The organism is Mycobacterium arosiense ATCC BAA-1401 = DSM 45069 (assembly GCF_002086125.1).
GTDB lineage: Bacteria > Actinomycetota > Actinomycetes > Mycobacteriales > Mycobacteriaceae > Mycobacterium > Mycobacterium arosiense.
In genome coordinates, this window is sequence record NZ_MVHG01000003.1 from 44,315 (window position 1) to 61,777 (window position 17,463).

Annotated in this window: 7 protein-coding genes; 4 read left to right on the top strand and 3 right to left on the bottom strand. The window is 69.0% G+C overall.

From position 1 onward, the window contains the following. Positions 1 to 59 precede the first annotated feature (59 nt). Positions 60 to 11,084, top strand: a complete 11,025-nt coding sequence (locus BST14_RS02000; RefSeq protein ID WP_083062928.1) for a type I polyketide synthase — start codon at positions 60 to 62, stop codon at positions 11,082 to 11,084. A 56-nt stretch (positions 11,085 to 11,140) separates the two neighbouring features. On the opposite strand, the gene BST14_RS02005 is transcribed toward BST14_RS02000, so the two are convergent. Together BST14_RS02005 and BST14_RS02010 are read right to left on the bottom strand one after the other, a co-directional pair. Beyond that, entirely contained in the window at positions 11,141 to 12,247 is a 1,107-nt protein-coding gene (locus BST14_RS02005) for an acyl-CoA dehydrogenase family protein (protein ID WP_083062929.1), read from the bottom strand. Positions 12,248 to 12,254: 7 nt separating this feature from the next. Continuing rightward, complete coding sequence (locus BST14_RS02010; protein WP_083062930.1) at positions 12,255 to 13,415, bottom strand: acyl-CoA dehydrogenase family protein; 1,161 nt, start codon at positions 13,413 to 13,415, stop codon at positions 12,255 to 12,257. Positions 13,416 to 13,605: 190 nt separating this feature from the next. Between BST14_RS02010 and BST14_RS02015 the strand changes: the two genes are divergently transcribed. From BST14_RS02015 to holA, 3 genes are all read left to right on the top strand, one after another. Further along, positions 13,606 to 14,475, top strand: a complete 870-nt coding sequence (locus BST14_RS02015; RefSeq protein ID WP_083062931.1) for a ComEA family DNA-binding protein — start codon at positions 13,606 to 13,608, stop codon at positions 14,473 to 14,475. Positions 14,476 to 14,483: 8 nt separating this feature from the next. Then, the gene (locus tag BST14_RS02020; RefSeq protein ID WP_083063018.1) at positions 14,484 to 16,022 is read left to right on the top strand and encodes a ComEC/Rec2 family competence protein; all 1,539 of its coding nucleotides are present in this window, start codon (positions 14,484 to 14,486) and stop codon (positions 16,020 to 16,022) included. Between the two features lie 65 nt (positions 16,023 to 16,087). Beyond that, the gene (holA, locus tag BST14_RS02025) at positions 16,088 to 17,056 is read left to right on the top strand and encodes a DNA polymerase III subunit delta (protein ID WP_083063019.1); all 969 of its coding nucleotides are present in this window, start codon (positions 16,088 to 16,090) and stop codon (positions 17,054 to 17,056) included. Positions 17,057 to 17,083: 27 nt separating this feature from the next. Here the strand turns inward: holA and rpsT are convergent, their stop codons facing one another. Beyond that, positions 17,084 to 17,344 (bottom strand): 30S ribosomal protein S20, encoded by a 261-nt coding sequence (gene rpsT / locus BST14_RS02030; protein WP_007769864.1) that lies wholly within the window; start codon positions 17,342 to 17,344, stop codon positions 17,084 to 17,086. Positions 17,345 to 17,463: the final 119 nt, after the last annotated feature.

Sequence of the window (17,463 nt, forward strand, 5' to 3'; positions counted from 1 at the left end):
TCCGAGCGCAACCGGCCTCCCGTGGGGATCGATCGTGATGGCCAAGAGAGGACACGCGTATGGCATCCGTCGAAGGAGAGGTCGCACCGGGTTTTGCGATCATCGGTTACGCGGCGCGATTCCCGGGAGCCGCGGATGCTGATGAGTTCTGGGATGTGTTGCGGCATGGCCGCGATGCGATATCCGAAGTGCCGCAAGACCGTTGGGACGTCGACGAGTTCTTCGACCCGGAACCGGGCGCGCCCGGCAAGGTCGTCACCCGTCGCGCCGGTTTCGTCGACGACGTGACGGCGTTCGACGCGCCGTTCTTCGGCATGTCGACCCGCGAGGTCAGGTTGATGGACCCGCAGCACCGCATCCTGCTGGAAACGGCATGGCGCGCGGTGGAGCACTCAGGCACTGCGCCAACGGATCTGGCGAACAGCAACACCGGGGTCTTCGTCGGTTTGGCCACGCACGACTACCTGGGAATGGCATCTGACGAGCTGACTTACCCCGAAATCGAGGCTTACTTGGCCATCGGGACATCGAACGCCGCGGCGGCCGGCCGGATCAGCTACCGGTTGGGACTGCAGGGTCCGGCCGTCGCCGTCGACACGGCGTGCAGCTCGTCGCTGGTGGCAATCCATCAGGCGTGCCAGGCCCTGCGCCTGGGCGAATGCGACCTGGCGCTGGCCGGCGGGGCGAACGTCCTGCTCACCCCGGCTACCATGATCACGTTCTCCAGCGCGCACATGCTCGCCCCCGACGGCCGTTGCAAGACGTTCGATGCGGCCGCGGACGGTTACGTGCGCGGCGAGGGCTGCGGTGTCATCGTGATCAAGCGTCTAGCGGACGCGATCCGCGACGGCGATCGGATCCGCGCCGTGATCCGCGGCAGCGCGATCAACCAGGACGGCGCCTCGGGCGGCTTGACCGTGCCCAACGGCGTTGCCCAGCAAAGGGTTATCGCCGATGCGCTCAAGCGCGCCGACGTCGAAGCCCGCGACGTCGGGTATTTGGAAGCGCACGGCACCGGGACGTCGCTGGGTGACCCCATCGAAGCCCAGGCCGCGGGTGCGGTGCTCGGCGTCGGGCGCGAACCCGGCCGGCCGCTGCTGATGGGCTCGGTGAAGACCAACATCGGACACCTGGAAGCAGCCGCGGGCATCGCCGGGGTCATCAAGGTCATCCTGGCGCTCGAGAACGAACTGATTCCGCAACACCTCCACTTTCAGAACCCGTCGCCCCACATCCCCTGGGAGCGGCTTGCGGTGCAGGTGGTCGACGAGGCCACCGCTTGGGAACGCAACGGACAGCCGCGCATTGCCGGAATCAGCTCGTTTGGATTCGCCGGCACCAACGCCCACGTCATCATCTCGGAAGCTCCCGAGCAAACGGAACCGGTTCCCCCGACACCGCTTCCGGTCGAGCATCCCGCGAACCGCCGGTTCAGTGTCCTGCCGCTTTCGGCGCGAACGCCCGCCGCGTTGGCACAGCTTGCGGCTGACTACCGGAGCTGGTTGGGCGCGCACCCGGAAGCCAACCTGGCGGACGTGTGCTTCACCGCCGGGGCGGGGCGGGCACACTTGGAGCAGCGGGCCGCGCTGGTGGTCAACTCGCGAGAAGCCGCGCTGGAGCTACTCGGCGCTCTGGCGGACGACCGCCCGGCGCCCGGGTTGTTCCGCGGAGAATCCCATGAGCCACCGAAGACGGCGTGGCTGTTCACCGGCCAGGGCAGCCAATACCCCGGCATGGCCCGAGAATTGTTCGACACCGAGGCGGTGTTCGCCGAGACGTTGAATCGTTGCGCCGCCGCGATCGCCGATCTTCTCGAAAGGCCGTTGCTGGACGTCGTTTTCGACGCGGACGGTCCGGACGGCGAAGAGGCGCTGCGGCAAACCTCGTACGCGCAACCCGCGCTGTTCGCGGTGGAGATGGGCCTGGCCCGGCTATGGCAATCGTGGGGTTTCGAGCCCGACGTGGTGCTGGGCCACAGCGTCGGCCAATTTGCGGCGGCCTGCGTGGCGGGCGTGTTCAGCCTCGAAGACGGCGCCTTGCTGATGGCCGAGCGTAGTCGCCTCTTCGGCAGTCTGCCCTCCGGTGGCCGGATGGTCGCGATGTTCACCGCCGCCGAGCGGGTCGAGCGACTCACCGACGAGTTCCCGAGCCTGTCGGTGGCCGCCTACAACGGCGCCAATACCGTATTGTCCGGGCCCGGCGCGGACCTGGAGCGGGCGGTGGCCGCAGTGTCGGCCGATGGTGTCCGGTGTGACTGGTTGGACACCAGCCACGCGTTCCACTCTGCGCTGCTGGACCCGATCCTCGACGAGTTCGAAGCGCATGCGGGGCGGTTCGATTTCAGAGCGCCGCAACGAATTTTGATCGACAACCGTACCGGGGCCGCGCTGGGCCGCAGCGTGAAGCTCGATGGCGCGTATTGGCGCCGTCATGCGCGCCAACCGGTCGAATTCGCCAAAAGCGTGCGCACCCTCGCCGACCTGAGCTGCAAGGTATTGCTCGAGATCGGCCCGCGACCGGTGCTCACCGCCTCCGCCCTGGGCGCATGGCCCGACCCGGCGACCGCGCCGCGGGCGATCACGTCGCTGCGCCGGAACACCGCTGACCACCGGCAGATCACCGAGGCGGTCGCCGACGCGTACGTCCTGGGCCACCTGCCCGACTTCGCCGCGTTCGGGCCGGCGCACGCGCGCAAGCTCGACCTGCCCACCTATCCCTTCGAGCGCCGTCAGTACTGGTTCCGCAATGATCAGCGCCCCGACCGACGCGGCGACGCCGGTGGGCCGCGCACCGAAGCCGTCCGTCTTCTCGAGGACGGCCGGATCGAGGAACTCGCAACCCTGCTCGACGGTGCGAGCGGCGATCATCAGACCCTGCAGGTGCTCACCAGGCTTGCGGCCCAACACAATCAGCAGCGCACCACCCGGTCCATCGAGAACGACCGCTACGAGATCCGCTGGGACGCATTGACCGCCGCGCTGCCGCCGGCCGACGTGGGCGGGGGATCACGCTGGGTCATCGTCGCCGATGGTGCCGACGCGGTCCAGCCGTTGGTCGACGTCCTGACCGCACACAACCACCGATTCGAGATCGTCGGGTTGCCGGTGTCCGACGCGGACGAGGAACAGCTCGCGGGCCTGTTGCGCGCCGCCGCCGATGATTCGACGCTACGCATCGTGCATGCCGCGGCCCTGGAGGCCGGGACCACGCCATCGATGCGCTCGCTGTTGCGGATGCAACACCGGATCCTGGGCGGGACACGGCGGTTGTTTCGCGCCGCGGTCGCCGCTGAGCTGCGCAGCCCCGTCTGGGTCGTGACGTGCGGCGCACAGCGCGTCACCGATGCGGATTCCGTGGCACCGCACCAGAGCAGCCTGTGGGGCTTCAGTCGCGCCGCATCGCTGGAGCTGCCGCAGATATGGGGCGGACTCGCGGACTTGTCAGTGGGGACTGCCGACGAATGGTCCCGGCTCATCGACCGGATCGCCACGGCCGACGACTCGGCGATCGGGGAAGACCAGCTCGCGCTGCGTGATCGGGTGATATACGTGCCCCGGTTGGTTCGGCGCACTGAGACCCCGAGTGGTACCTCGCTGCAACTGCGCAGTGACGCAACGTATCTGGTGACCGGAGGGCTGGGCGCGGTCGGGCTGGAGATCGCCGGGCACCTGGCCGCGAACGGCGCCGGGCATCTGGTTCTGACCGGCCGGCGCGCGCCGACCGACGCCGTCCGAGGGCGCATCGACGCACTCGGTGAGGCGCACGGCTGCCAAATCCGGGTCGTGGCCGCCGATGTCGCCGATGCGCACGACGTCGCACGCTTGCTGGCGGGCGTGCAGGCCGAGCTGCCGCCGCTGGCCGGCATCGTCCACGCCGCGGGGGAGATCGGTACCACCCCCCTGAGCGCCCTACAGGACGCTGAGGTCGATCGCGTCTTTGCCGGAAAGGTCTGGGGCGCCTGGCATTTGAGCGAGGCCGCGGCTGACTTGAAGCTCGACTTCTTCCTCAGCACGTCCTCGATCGCCTCGGTGTGGGGTGGATTCGGCCAAAGCGCCTACGGCGCGGCGAACGCCTTCCTGGATGGGCTGGCGTGGCGCCTGCGTGAGCAGGGCATCCACGGCGTCAGCGTCAACTTCGGGCCTTGGGCGGCCGGCATGGCTGACGCGGAATCGCGTGCGCGACTGGATCAGCGCGGCATCCGCACCCTGGCACCAGCCGATGCGCTTGCGGGGCTGTCCGATGTCGCGGCGGCCGCCTCGGCGCAGGGCGCTGCCCACGGAGTTGTGGCCCGAATCGACTGGGCCCGCTTCCTGCCGCTGTATCAACAGGCGGGCAGGCGGGCGTTCCTGGCGGAGCTGGAGCGCGAGGTCCCCGATGCGGCGCCTGCGGTGGCACCGGCGGGAAAGACCCCGCTGGTCGACCGGCTCACGGACGCTCCGGTGCAGCAGCGCAAAAAGCTTCTGACCGATTATCTGCGTGCTGCGGTCGCGGAGGTGACCCGCGTCGACGCGGCCGAGATCCGCGAGGACGCAGGCTTTTTCGATCTCGGCATGGATTCGTTGATGGCGGTCGAGTTGCGTCGCCGCATCGAGCACGGGGTGGGTAGGCAGGTCCCGGCCACCTTGGCGATGGATCACCCACGGCTATCCGATGTGGCCGACTACCTGCTCGGCGACGTACTCGAGCTCAGCGATCAGGAGTCCTCGAGAACACGGCCTCAGCCGGCGGCAGCGGTGACGACGCCGACGGACGAACCGATCGCGATCGTCGCGGTGTCGTGCCGCTTCCCCGGCGCGCCCGACCCGGAAGCGTTCTGGCAGGTGTTGTCGGGAGGTGTCGATGCGATCCGGGAGGTCCCGGAGGACCGATTCGACATCGACGAGTTCTACGACCCAGATCCGGACGCCGCGGGCAAGACCTACACCCGGTTCGGCGGCTTCCTCGACGAGATAGACGGATTCGATCCCGAGTTCTTCGGCATCTCACCCCGTGAGGCGGTCTGGATCGAGCCGCAGCAGCGGCTGATGCTCGAAACGGTATGGGAGGGTTTGGAGCGCGCCGGGTACTCGCCGGCCGCGTTGCGCGGCAGTCGAACTGGAATCTTCACCGGCGTGGCGGCCAACGAGTACGCGCATCTGCTGTCGTCGGAGTCGGTCGACAAGATCGAACCGCACTTCATCACCGGCAATGCGCTCAACGCCATCTCCGGTCGGGTCGCCTTTGCGCTGGGACTCGAAGGACCGGCGATGGCGATCGACACCGCATGCAGTTCGGCGTTGGTGGCCGTCCATCAGGCCTGCCAGGCGTTGCGGTCCGGTGACTGCGACATGGCGCTGGCCGGCGGGGTGAACGTCCTATTGAGTCCGGTGACGGTCGTCGCGGCCTCCCGCGCGCGCATGCTTTCCCCGGTGGGGCGGTGCAAGACATTCGATGCCTCCGCCGACGGTTACGTGCGCAGCGAAGGCTGCGGAATACTCGTACTGAAGCGGTTGAGCGACGCGCAGCGCGAAGGCGACCGGATCTGCGCGGTGATCTCCAGCAGCGCGGTCAACCAGGACGGGGCGTCCAGCGGCTTGACTGTGCCCAATGGTGGTGCGCAGCAACGGCTCATCAGGATGGCGCTGGCTCGCGCGGGCCTGGCCGGCGGGGATGTCGATTACCTCGAGGCGCACGGGACGGGCACCCCGCTGGGCGATCCGATCGAGGTGCAGGCCGCGGCCGCCGCCTACGGTGGGTCGCGCGACGCGGACCGGCCGCTGCTGATGGGTTCAGTGAAGACGAACATCGGCCACACCGAATCCGCTTCGGGCGCAGCAGGTTTGATTAAAGTCGTGTTGTCGCTGCAGCACGGGGTGCTGCCGCCGAGCCTGCACTTCGAGCAGCCGTCGCCGCACATCCCGTGGGATTCGCTACCGGTGCGGGTCGTGGACAAGGCGATGCCGTGGCAGCCCAACGGCCGGCCGCGGCGCGCGGGCGTGAGCTCGTTCGGGTTCACCGGAACCAACGCGCACGTCCTGGTGGAGGAGGCACCGGCGCCCGCCCTATCGGCCGACCCGCACCCCGCCGACGCCGCCGCCACGGAGTCGGCGTCGCAAGCTCAGACCGGACAGGTCAGGGTGCTCGCGCTGTCCGCCCGGTCACCGGAAGCGCTGGTGGCCTTGGCGCAGCGATACGAGGCGTGGCTGGCCGCCCACCCGGCTGTGGATCTCGCCGAGGTATGCCTCACGGCCGGAACGGGCCGATCACACTTCGAACACCGCGCCGCCCTGGTGGTGGACTCGGTCGAGGGTGCGCGCGAGGCCCTGGCCGAATTGGCCGAGAATCGCCTGCGGCCCGGTGTCGTCCGTGGTGAACACACACACCGCCCGATGACGGCATGGTTGTTCACCGGCCAGGGCAGCCAGTACCCGGGGATGGCGCGTGAGTTGTTCGACACCGAACCGGTTTTCGCCGAAACGGTGACGCGGTGCGCCGACGCGGTCCGTGACATAGTGCCGCACCCCTTGCTGGAGGTGCTGTTCGCCACGGATCGCGAAACGGGCGGCAAAGCCGGAGAGAGGTTGCGGCACACGTCGTTTGCGCAGCCGGCGCTGTTCGCCGTCGAGATGGGCCTGGCCCGGCTGTGGCAGTCCTGGGGGATCGAACCCGATGTGGTGCTGGGGCACAGCGTCGGCCAGTACGCGGCGGCGTGTGTGGCCGGCGTGTTCAGCCTCGAGGACGGCGCGCGGCTGATGGCCGAGCGCGGCCGGATGTTCGGCAGCCTGGCCGACGGCGGACGGATGGTGGCGGTGTTCGCCGACACCAAGCAGGTCGAGGAGGTAGCCGCTGGATTCCGGCGGGTGTCGGTCGGCGCGTACAACGGACCGAATACGGTGTTGTCGGGTCCGGGTGAGGATCTCGAACAGATCGTCGCCAAGTTCGGTGACGAGGCGATCCGGTGCACGTGGCTGCAGACCAGCCACGCCTTCCATTCCGAGCTGTTGGACCCGGTGCTCGACGAATTCGAGTCCTTCGCGGCGCGATTGCAGTTCGCCGCTCCGACGATGCCGTTGATCTGCAACCGCACCGGGGCCGTCCTCACGGGTCAAACCCCGCTCGACGCCGCGTACTGGCGGCGCCATTCGCGCCAGCCGGTGCAGTTCGCCGAAAGCGTGCGCACCGCGGCGGCGCTGGGGTGCTCGGTGTTGATGGAGATCGGCCCGCAACCGGTGCTGACCGGCGCCGCGGTGCAGGTTTGGCCGGAGCACCTGACCGCACCGAGGGCGATCGTCTCGCTGCGCAAGGGAGTGGGCGATCGGCGCCAGATCGCCGACGCGCTGGCCGCGGCCTACGTCGGCGGCCATCGTCCGGATTTCGCTGCGCTGCATGGTCAGCGACGTCGGAGCATCGAGCTGCCGACGTATCCGTTCCAGCGCCGCCGGTTTTGGCCCAAGTCGTCCGGGATCGCCGTCAACGGAGCGGGCGCTCCGTCTTCGGGCATCCTCGGCAGCGCGAAGGACCTCGCCTCGGGCGACTCCGTCTACACCAGCAGGTTGTCCGTCAAATCGCAGCCGTGGCTATCCGATCACGTCATTTACGGCACGGTCGTCGTGCCCGGCGCAACGTACGCGGCGATGGCGTTGGCCGCGGTCGGCACTCCCGCGCGGGCGAAGGACGTCTTCTTCTACGAGCCGATCATCCTGCCGGAGAAGAGTTCTCGCGAGGTGCAGCTGACGCTGCACCCGCTGCAGGACGGCCGCGCGTTCACCTTCCAGGTGCACAGCCGTCCCTACGGGGAACGCGGCGCCGAGTGGTCGTTGAACGCCGAAGGCACTGTGGTCGCCGGCGTGGACGACACCGACGAGCCGGTAATTGAGGCTGATCCCATCGACGAAGCGCTCGAGCGACTGAACCGCATGCGTCCGCAGGAGTTGTTCGAGACCTTCGCCGACTTGGAACTGGCCTGGGGGCCAACCTGGTCCGGTTCCCTGAAGTCGCTGTGGCTCGGTGATGGCGAGTCGGTCGGCGACATCCTCGTCGGTGCCGAGCTCGCCGAACAGCTCGGCAGCGAGCCGATGCACCCGGTGCTGATGGACCTGTGCACCGGGGTCGCCTTCCCGGCCTTCCCGGCACTGTCCGCCGCCGAACAGGGCGTCAACGATCTGTTCCTGCCGTTGCGGTACGGGCAAGTGATGTTGCGGGAGAAGATGCCGCGGCGGTTCTACTGCCGTGCGCGGTGGCGCAGCAGCGAACTCAACAGCGAAACCCAGGTCTTCGATCTCGATTTCGTCGACCGGGACGGCCGTAGGCTCGGCGGGATTCACGAGTTCACGGTCAAACGCGCGCCGCGCGAGGCGTTGCTGCGCGGGCTCGGGGGCGATGCCACCCGGCTGCTGTACACGCTCGGCTGGCACGAGGTGCCGGCGCCGCCGGGCGAAGAGGCCGCAGAGATCAGCGGTACCTGGCTGATCGCCGGATTCGACGAACTGGCCGCCAGGGTGCCGGGCTGCATCCCGTTCGACCGGAGCGCCGATCCAGAATCGTTGGGGCAGGTGCTGACTCAGGCTGTCGAGCGGGGGCTGCCGTTCTCCGGCGTGGTCTGGCGCAGCAAAGCGCCGAACGGAGGGGAAGGCGACGCCGACCCGACCACTGGGGCGGCGCGCCTCGAGGCCGAGATCGCCAATCTGCTCAGCGCCGTGCACGCGGTGCAGGGCGGCGACGTGAATTTGCCTGCGGGACTGTGGATCGTCACCGAGCGGGCCGTGGCCACCGAATCCGGTGAGCCGGTCGACCCGGTGCAGGCGGCGCTGTGGGGGCTCGGGCGCACCACGATCAACGAGGAACCGGCGCTGCGCGCCAGGTTGGTCGACTGCGACGGATCAGTGGAGGCCGTGCATGCGCTGGCCAACTTGCTGGCCACCCCAGTGGACGAACCGGAACTCGCGGTGCGACAAGGAAAACTGCTGGCATCCCGGTTGCTGCCGTGGGCGCGCAGCGGTCATCTCACGGTGCCGCGCGCGGGCGATTACGTCCTGGCGCCCACCGAACGCGGCGCGATCGACAACCTGCGGCTCACCGAAGTGGACGTCGCACCCCCGGGCGAGGGCTATGTGCAGGTCCGGGTGGAGGCCGCGGGCCTCAACTTCCGTGATGTGCTCAACGTCCTCGGCCTCTACCCGGGCGACCCGGGGCCGATCGGCGGTGACTTCGCCGGCGTCGTCACCCAACTGGGCGCCGGCGTCACCGGACTCGAAGTCGGCCAGCGCGTTTACGGCTTTATGCAGGGGGCGTTCTCCAGCCGGTTCAACGTGCCGGCCCAGCTGCTCGCGCCGATCCCCGACGGGGTAAGTGCGGTCGAGGCGGCCACCATTCCCGCCGCGGCGCTGACGGTTCGGCTCGCGTTCGACTGGGCACAGCTGAAACCTGGCGAGCGCGTGCTCATCCACGCCGCCAGCGGTGGTGTCGGCCTGGCGGCGATCCAGATGGCCCAACAATGCGGTGCGACCGTCTTCGCCACCGCCAGCACCTTCAAGCGCGCGACGCTGCGCAAGATGGGTGTGGAGTACGTCTATGACTCGCGCACAACGGATTTCGCCGACCAGATTCTCGCCGACACCGACGGCGCCGGCGTCGACGTGGTACTCAACAGCCTGACCAGCGAGGGATTCCTCGAGGCGACCGTGCGGGCGACCGCCCACAACGGCCGCTTCGCCGAGATCGCCAAGCGCGACATTTGGACACCCGAGCAGATGGCGCAGGCCCGTCCCGACATCGCCTACGAGATCGTGGCGCTGGACACGGTGACGTTCTCCGAGCCGGAACGTATACGGGGCTTGCTGACCGAGGTGTCGCAAGGATTGGCCAACGGCGACTGGACACCGCTGCCGGCCGAGATCTACCCCCTGACCGAGGCGCGGGCCGCGTTCCGCCGCATGCAGCAAGCGCGACACATCGGCAAGATCGTGGTGCAGATACCGAATCCGCTGCAGCCACGGGCGGATCGGAGCTACCTGATTACCGGCGGGCTGGGTGCCATCGGTCTGCACACGGCGTCGTATCTGGCCCAACTCGGTGCCGGTGACATCGTGTTGACCAGCCGGCGCGCGCCGGGTGCGGACGCGCAACGGTTGCTCGAGGAGATCACCGAGCGCTACAGGTGCCGCATCCACGTCTTCGCCGCCGACGCCGGCGACGAGTCCGAGGTTGCCGAGCTGCTGGCGCGCATCCGCGCTGAGCTGCCACCGCTGGCCGGTGTGGCACATCTGGCCGGCGTGCTCGACGATGCGCTGCTGTCCCAGCAGAGCCTGGAACGATTCCGGACAACGTTGGCGCCCAAGGCGTTCGGCGCGTGCCACCTGGACAGATTGACCCGGGACGACGAGCTGGACTTCTTCATCGTGTCCTCATCGGTGTCGAGCCTGTTCGGTTCGCCCGGTCAGTCCAACTACGCGACCGCCAATGCGCTGCTCGACGGTCTGGTCGCGCAGCGAAGGGCGCAGGGCCTGCCCGCCACGGGCGTCAACTTCGGTCCCTGGGCCCAAGGTGGCATGGCCTCATCGCAGGCCGCGACCGCCAATATCAGTGCGCAGGGCCTGATCCCATTGGAACCGTCGGCGGCGCTGGCCGCCCTCGCCGAGGTCGTCGCGAACGGAACCGGCCAGGCCACCGTGCTGAAGGCCAACTGGCAACGCGCCGCGAAGGTGCTGGGCAGTTCGCGTCCACCGATCCTCGACCTGGTGTTGCCCAGTGCCGCCGGAGAGGCGACCGGCGACAGCGAGTTGCTCAAGCAGCTCATGGAGATTCCCGTGCCGCAGCGCGCCGATTTCGTGACCGAATTCTTGCAGCGGGAGGTGCAGAACTTTCTGCGACTCGCGTCGCCGCCGGCGGCGAGCAGTCGGTTCCTGGACCTGGGTACGGATTCGTTGATGGCGATCGAGCTCCGCAACCGGCTGCACAGTCAGTTCGGCGGCAAGTTCACCATCAACGCGACCGCGGTCTTCGACTATCCGACCATCGGGGGGCTCGCCGAATATCTCGTGGGTCAGCTCCCCGATGCGGACTCGGAGCCTGGTCAGCTGAAATCGGTTGCACCCGAGCGGCAATGACTTGAGGCGCTGATGTCGGATCCGGTGATGACCTTTCCCGGCAGCCCGGCCATGCGTCAGAGGCGGGCCAGGTCGTAGTCGCCGAGGTGGTCGATCAGGTTGTGCAGGTGCTCACCCGAGGTGCCCAGCGTGTGCTCGATCGCGGTGAGCCGGGCGGCGTAGTGGCTGACCGGGTACTCCGCGGTCACCCCGATGCCCCCGTGCATCTGGACCGACTCCTGCGCGATGTGCCGGCCCGAACGGCCGACCTGCAGCTTGGCGCGCGAGGCGATCAGCGGGTCGATGTTGCCGTCGGCGATCGACATGGCCGCGTACAGGGTCATGCTGCGGGCCAATTCCAGCGAGACGTACATGTCGGCCGCGCGTTGCGTCAGCGCCTGGAACTTATTGAGCGTGACGCCGAACTGCTTGCGGGTCTTGAGGTAATCGGTGGTCAGGCGCAGCGATTCGTGCATCGCGCCCAGCGCTTCGGCGCACAACGCCGACTGGATGCGCACGATGGCGTCGCGGATGGCGCCCGATGCGTCGATTGCCTCGCCGAGCGGTTCGGCGGCAGTGGAGTCCAAATCGATCTGGGCGCCGCGCTGTCCGTCGAACGTCCGGTACGGGTGCCTGGTCACCGATGCCGCGTCGACCAGGAACAGACCGGTGCCACCCCTGGGCAAGGCGGCGCTGACCACCAAGGTGTCGGCGGCGTCCCCGGCCAGCACCGGGTTCTTCCGACCGCTCAAGGTCCACGAATCACCTTGCTGGGCAGCCTTGGTGCCCGCCTGCGCGGACGGATCGCGCTGCCCCGGCTCGAGGTGGGCGAACGCCAGCAGCCGTTGCCCGTTCGCGACCTCGTCGAGCAGCTGCTTCTGCTCGTCGGTGCCCAGCTCGGCGATCAAGGCGCCGGGACCCAGCGCGGCGTGCAGGATCGGTTCGGGGGCGAGCCGGCGCCCGACTTCGGTGAGCACCACCGCGATCTCGATCTGACCGGACTCGTCGGGATCGAAACCGAGGCCGAGGATTCCGGTGTCGGCGAGCTGGCTCCACACCTCGCGGCTCCAGCCGAGGTCGGAACCGATGATCTTGTTGCGGCTCTCGGGGTCGTAGGTGCGCGACAGCAGGTCGCGGGTGGTGTCACGGAGCAGGGCTTGCTCGTCGCTCAGCTGAAAGTCCATGGCTGCCTCACAATCCCAGAATCGTCGACGCGATGATGTTGCGCTGCACCTCGCTGCTACCGCCGTAGATCGACGTCTTGCGGTAGTTGAGGTAGTGCGGGGCACTGTGTTGCGCCCAGTCCGGCGAGGCGATCTCTTCGCCGTTGGCCGGCAGCGCATCCGGCCCGGCCACCTCGACGAGCAGTTCGGTGGCCGCCTGTTGCAACTGGCTGCCGCGCAGCTTGAGCACCGACGACGCCGGGTTCGGCTGCCCGTCCGCAGAGTCGGTGACGACTCGCGACTGGGTGAGTTCCAGTGCCAGCAACTCGTTTTCCGCCTCGGCCAGCCGCGCCGCGAACAGCGGGTCGCCCAGCACTCCGGTGGCCTTGGCGTGTTTCTTCACCTCGGCGAGGCGCACCTTGGTCCGCCCCACCCCGGCGATGCCGGTGCGTTCGTTGCCCAGCAGGAATTTTGCGTACGTCCAGCCCTGATTCTCTTCTCCGACAAGCTGATTGGCGGGAACCCGGACGTCCTCAAAGAAGACCTCGTTGATCTCGTGGCCGCCGTCGATCGTCTTGATGGGTCGCAGGGTGATACCCGGCGTCTTCATGTCGAAGAGCAGGAAGGAGATGCCCGCCTGCCGCTTGGGCGCCTGCGGGTCGGTGCGGACCAGACAGAAGATCCAGTCCGCGTACTGGCCGAGGGTGGTCCAGGTCTTCTGACCGTTGACAATGTAGTCGTCGCCGTCACGCACCGCGGTGGTGCGCAGCGAGGCCAGGTCCGACCCCGCCTCGGGCTCGGAGAAGCCCTGGCACCACCAGATGTCGAGGCTGGCCGTCGGGGGCAGGAAGCGTTGTTTGACTTCCTCCGAACCGAATTCGGCGATCACCGGGCCCACCATCTTGGTGTTGAAGTTCAGCGGCTCGGGGACGCACGCCAGCTGCATCTCGTCCGCCCAGATCTGGTGCTGGGTCGGCGTCCAGTCCTTGCCGCCCCATTCCACCGGCCAGTTCGGCACCGCCAGGCCGTGCTCGTGCAAAATCTTGTGACTGGTGACGATGTCGTCGCGGTTCACCTCGGCCGAGCCGCGGCGTACCCGCTCGCGCACCTCCTCGGGAATCTTGGTCGTGTAAATGGTGCGGAGTTCGTCGCGGAACGCGGCTTCCTCGGGCGTGAGCGCCAGTTGCATGGCAGCCTCCTGTCGTTTCTCCGGTGACCGTGACGACGCAGCGCCCAGAGCTGTTTTCTGGCGGTGCCGGTCATTCGCTCGACTTCCATCTTGACCCATCCCTCGCGAGCCCCGTGCACAGCCTCGGGTTGATCCACAGATCGCCGCTGAGCGGTGTCGCTGCGGCGGTCCGCGGACCTACCGTCGGCCCATGCGAACAGAACTTCCGGCCGAGCGCCTGCACCGGCGGCTCAGCGCCGAACCGGAGACCGATGGCGCCGCCGATGCCGGGTGCGCCGGAGCGGGCTCGACGGAGGGCGCCCCTGACGACGACCAGAATTCGCTGCTGCCGCGCTGGCTTCCGGACGCGTCGCAGGACCGCGGCTGGGTGGCCAGGGTGCGCGCCGATCCCGGACGCGCCGGCGCCATCGGGTTGGCGATCGTGGCGGCGCTGGCGGTGCTGGTCACGGTGTTCACGTTGCTGCGCGACCGGCCGGCGCCGGTGACGTCGGCCAAGCTGCCACCGGTGGAGAAGGTGTCGACCGCCGGCCCCAGGTCGTCGGCCACCCCGGGTGCCGGGCAATCAGCGGGTGTCGACCGTCCGGTGGTGGTCAGCGTGGTCGGCTTGGTGCACACGCCGGGTTTGGTGACCCTGGCGCCGGGGGCACGCATCGCCGATGCGCTGCAGGCCGCCGGCGGCGCGGTGAACGGCGCCGACACCATCGGACTGAACATGGCCCGACCGCTCGGGGACGGCGAACAGATCGTCGTCGGGCTCGCTCCCGTTCCGGGCCAGCCGACGGCGCTGGGTAGTTCGGTGGCCAGCGCGACGACGCCGACCTCCAAGGCACCGCCGCCCGCGTCGGGATCGGTCAAGCCGAAGCCGGGCCAGGCGGTCGACCTGAACACCGCGACCGCTGCGGAACTCGACGCTTTGCCCGGCGTGGGACCGGTCACCGCCGCCGCCATCGTGGCGTGGCGGCAGGCCAACGGAAAGTTCACCAGCGTCGACCAACTCGCCGATGTCGAGGGCATCGGGCCGGCGCGGCTGGAGAAGTTGCGCGCGCTGGTCCGTGTCTGACCCCGGTGCTGCCTCCCGGGCCGGGTCGGTCGCCGTCGGGGCATGTCGATGTTCGCCTGGTGCCGGCCGCCCTGGCCTGCTGGGCGGTGACGGCCGGCGGGATCTGGTGGTCGGCCGGGCGGATCCTCGCCTGGTGCTGCGTCGCGGTGACGGTCGCGGCCGGTGCACTGGCATGGCGCGCGGCGCGTCGGCCCGGCCACATGGCGCGGCTCGGCGCGATGAGCGCCGGCCTGGCCGCCGTCGGTGTGGTGGGAGCGGGATACGGCTTCGCGATCGCGCTGCGCGCCGACGCGATCGGTCACCACCCGATCACCGCGGCCTTCGGCACCAGCGCCCCGGTGACGGTCACGCCCACCGAGAGCCCGGTGTCGCTGGGCAGCAGCCGGTTGATGTTCCGGGCCAACCTGCAACGCCTGCGCGCGGCCGAAATATCGGGCCGGGTCGTCGTTTTCGCGCGCGCTTCGGACTTCGCCGCCGTGACGGTGGGCCAGCCGGTGCGGTTCACCGCGCGGATAACTCGGCCGAGCCGCCGTGACCTGACCGTGGCGGTACTCAACGCGTCGGGCCCGCCGACCATGGGCACCGCGAGCGCGGTGCAGTCGGCCGCGCACGGCGTGCGCAGCCGCTTTGCCGCCGCCGCCCGCGCCACGCTGCCCGGCGAGCAAGCGGCGATGCTGCCCGCGCTGGTGCTCGGTGACACCTCGGCGGTGCCGAGCGACACCAGCCGCGATTTTCGTGCGGCCGGCATGACGCACCTGATGGCCGTGTCGGGTGCCAATGTGACGATTGTGTGTGCGGCCGTGCTCTGCTCGGCCCGGTTGATCGGTCCCCGGGCGGCCGTCGTGCTTGCCGCGCTGGCGCTGGTCGCCTTTGTCATCGTCGTGCAGCCGACGGCTAGTGTGTTGCGGGCGGCGGTAATGGGCGCCATCGCACTGACGGGGATGCTGACTTCGCGTCGGCGGCAGGCCATTCCGGCCCTCGCCGCCAGCGTATTGGTGTTGCTGGCGGTCGCCCCCGCGCTGGCGGTCGACGTGGGGTTCGCTCTGTCGGTGCTCGCCACCGCCGCGCTGGTCGTCGTCGCGCCGGTCTGGTCGCGGCGCCTGGTGGCAAAGGGGTGGCCCAGGCCGCTGGCGGACGCGCTTGCCGTCGCGTGGGCCGCGCAGGTGGTGACCGCGCCGCTGGTTGCGGCGATCTCCGGGCGATTCAGCGTGGTTGCCGCGCTGGCGAACCTCGTGGTGGCCGGTGTGATCGCCCCCATCACGGTGCTGGGTACCGGGGCGGCCGCGCTCTGCGCAATGTGGCCGGCCGCCGCGCGGCTGCTGATCCGGTTCACCGGCCCGGAATTGTGGTGGGTGGACGGCGTGGCCCACTGCGCGGCAAACATGCCCGGCGCCACGGTGCCGGTCCCCGAGGGAACGCCCGGGACGGTGATCGTCGGCGGTGTGACGGCGCTGGCGGTGGTGCTGTGGCGGTGGCGACCGTTTCGGGTGGTGGCGGGGGTCGCGGCGCTGGCCGGGCTGGCGTGGGTGCTGTCCGCACTGGGGTAGGCGGCGGGCGCCGGCCTGTCGATCCCCGAGCGGCGCGGTCGGTGGGGCGTGACACCATCGTGGGGGTGAGCGAGATTTCGCCGTTGCACCTGGTCCTGGGAGACGAGGAACTGCTGGTCGAGCGGGCGGTAGCCGATGTGCTGCGCTCGGCGCGCAACCGGGCCGGCGCCGACGACGTTCCGGTGAACCGGATGCGGGCGGGCGACGTCAGCACCTATGAGCTCGCCGAGTTACTGAGTCCATCATTGTTCGCCGACGAGCGCATCGTCGTGCTGGAGGCCGCCGGTGAAGCGGGCAAAGACGCTGCCGCCGTGATTGTTTCGGCCGCGCGTGACATGCCGACCGGCGTGGTGCTGGTCGTGGTGCACTCGGGTGGTGGGCGCGCCAAGGCGCTGGCCACCGAGCTGCAATCCCTTGGCGCCGTGGTGCATTCGTGCGCGCGCATCACCAAACCGAGTGAACGCGTCGATTTCGTCCGCAAGGAGTTTCGCGGCCTGCGGGTCAAGGCCGATGAGGAGACGGTGACCGCGCTGCTGGATTCGGTCGGTTCCGATCTGCGGGAGTTGGCCTCTGCCTGCTCCCAATTGGTCGCCGACACCGGCGGGGTGGTCGACGCCGCCGCGGTCCGCCGCTATCACAGCGGCAAGGCCGAGGTGAAGGGCTTCGACATCGCGGACAAGGCGGTGGCCGGCGACATCGAAGGAGCCGCCGAGGCGTTGCGGTGGGCGATGATGCGCGGCGAGCCGCTGGTGGTGCTCGCGGATGCGCTGGCCGAAGCGATTCACACGATCGGCCGGGTCGGCCCGCTGTCGGGGGATCCCTACCGGCTGGCGTCACAGCTCGGGATGCCGCCCTGGCGGGTGCAGAAGGCCCAGAAGCAGGCCCGGCGTTGGTCGCGTGACTCGGTGGCGGCGGCGATGAAGGTGGTGGCCGCGCTCAATGCGAACGTGAAGGGAGCGGTGGTGGACGCCGAGTACGCCCTGGAATCCGCGGTCAGGCAGGTCGCCGAGCTAGCCGCCCAGCGCGGGCACTAGAGGGTCGGGCGGCGCCGGCCAAAAGGCTCAGATCTTGTTGAGGGCCTGGGCCAGCGCCGACTTCTTGTTCGCCGCCTGGTTCTTGTGGATCACGCCCTTGCTGGCCGCCTTGTCCAGCTTGCGATTGGTCGACACCAGCAACTCGGCGGCCTTCTCCTTGTCGCCGGCGTGGGCGGCTTCACGGAACGCGCGGACCGCGGTACGCAGCGACGACTTCACCGACTTGTTGCGCAGGCGAGCGCGCTCGTTCGTCTTGTTGCGCTTCTGCTGCGACTTGATGTTGGCCACGCGGGAGTTCCTTCTTCGATTAGACGTTGTGTGGGGCGCCGGATATCACCACAGCGACTGCCCAGGTTATCAGTGAGTTACGTTTTCTCCCAAAACGGGAACACGTGGGCTGCCAGAAC

Bases quoted from the DNA above. Each gene is read 5' to 3' on its own strand.
- BST14_RS02000 (WP_083062928.1), top strand. From the start codon at position 60: ATGGCATCCGTCGAAGGAGAGGTCGCACCGGGTTTTGCGATCATCGGT.
- BST14_RS02005 (WP_083062929.1), bottom strand. From the start codon at position 12,247: ATGGACTTTCAGCTGAGCGACGAGCAAGCCCTGCTCCGTGACACCACC.
- BST14_RS02010 (WP_083062930.1), bottom strand. From the start codon at position 13,415: ATGCAACTGGCGCTCACGCCCGAGGAAGCCGCGTTCCGCGACGAACTC.
- BST14_RS02015 (WP_083062931.1), top strand. From the start codon at position 13,606: ATGCGAACAGAACTTCCGGCCGAGCGCCTGCACCGGCGGCTCAGCGCC.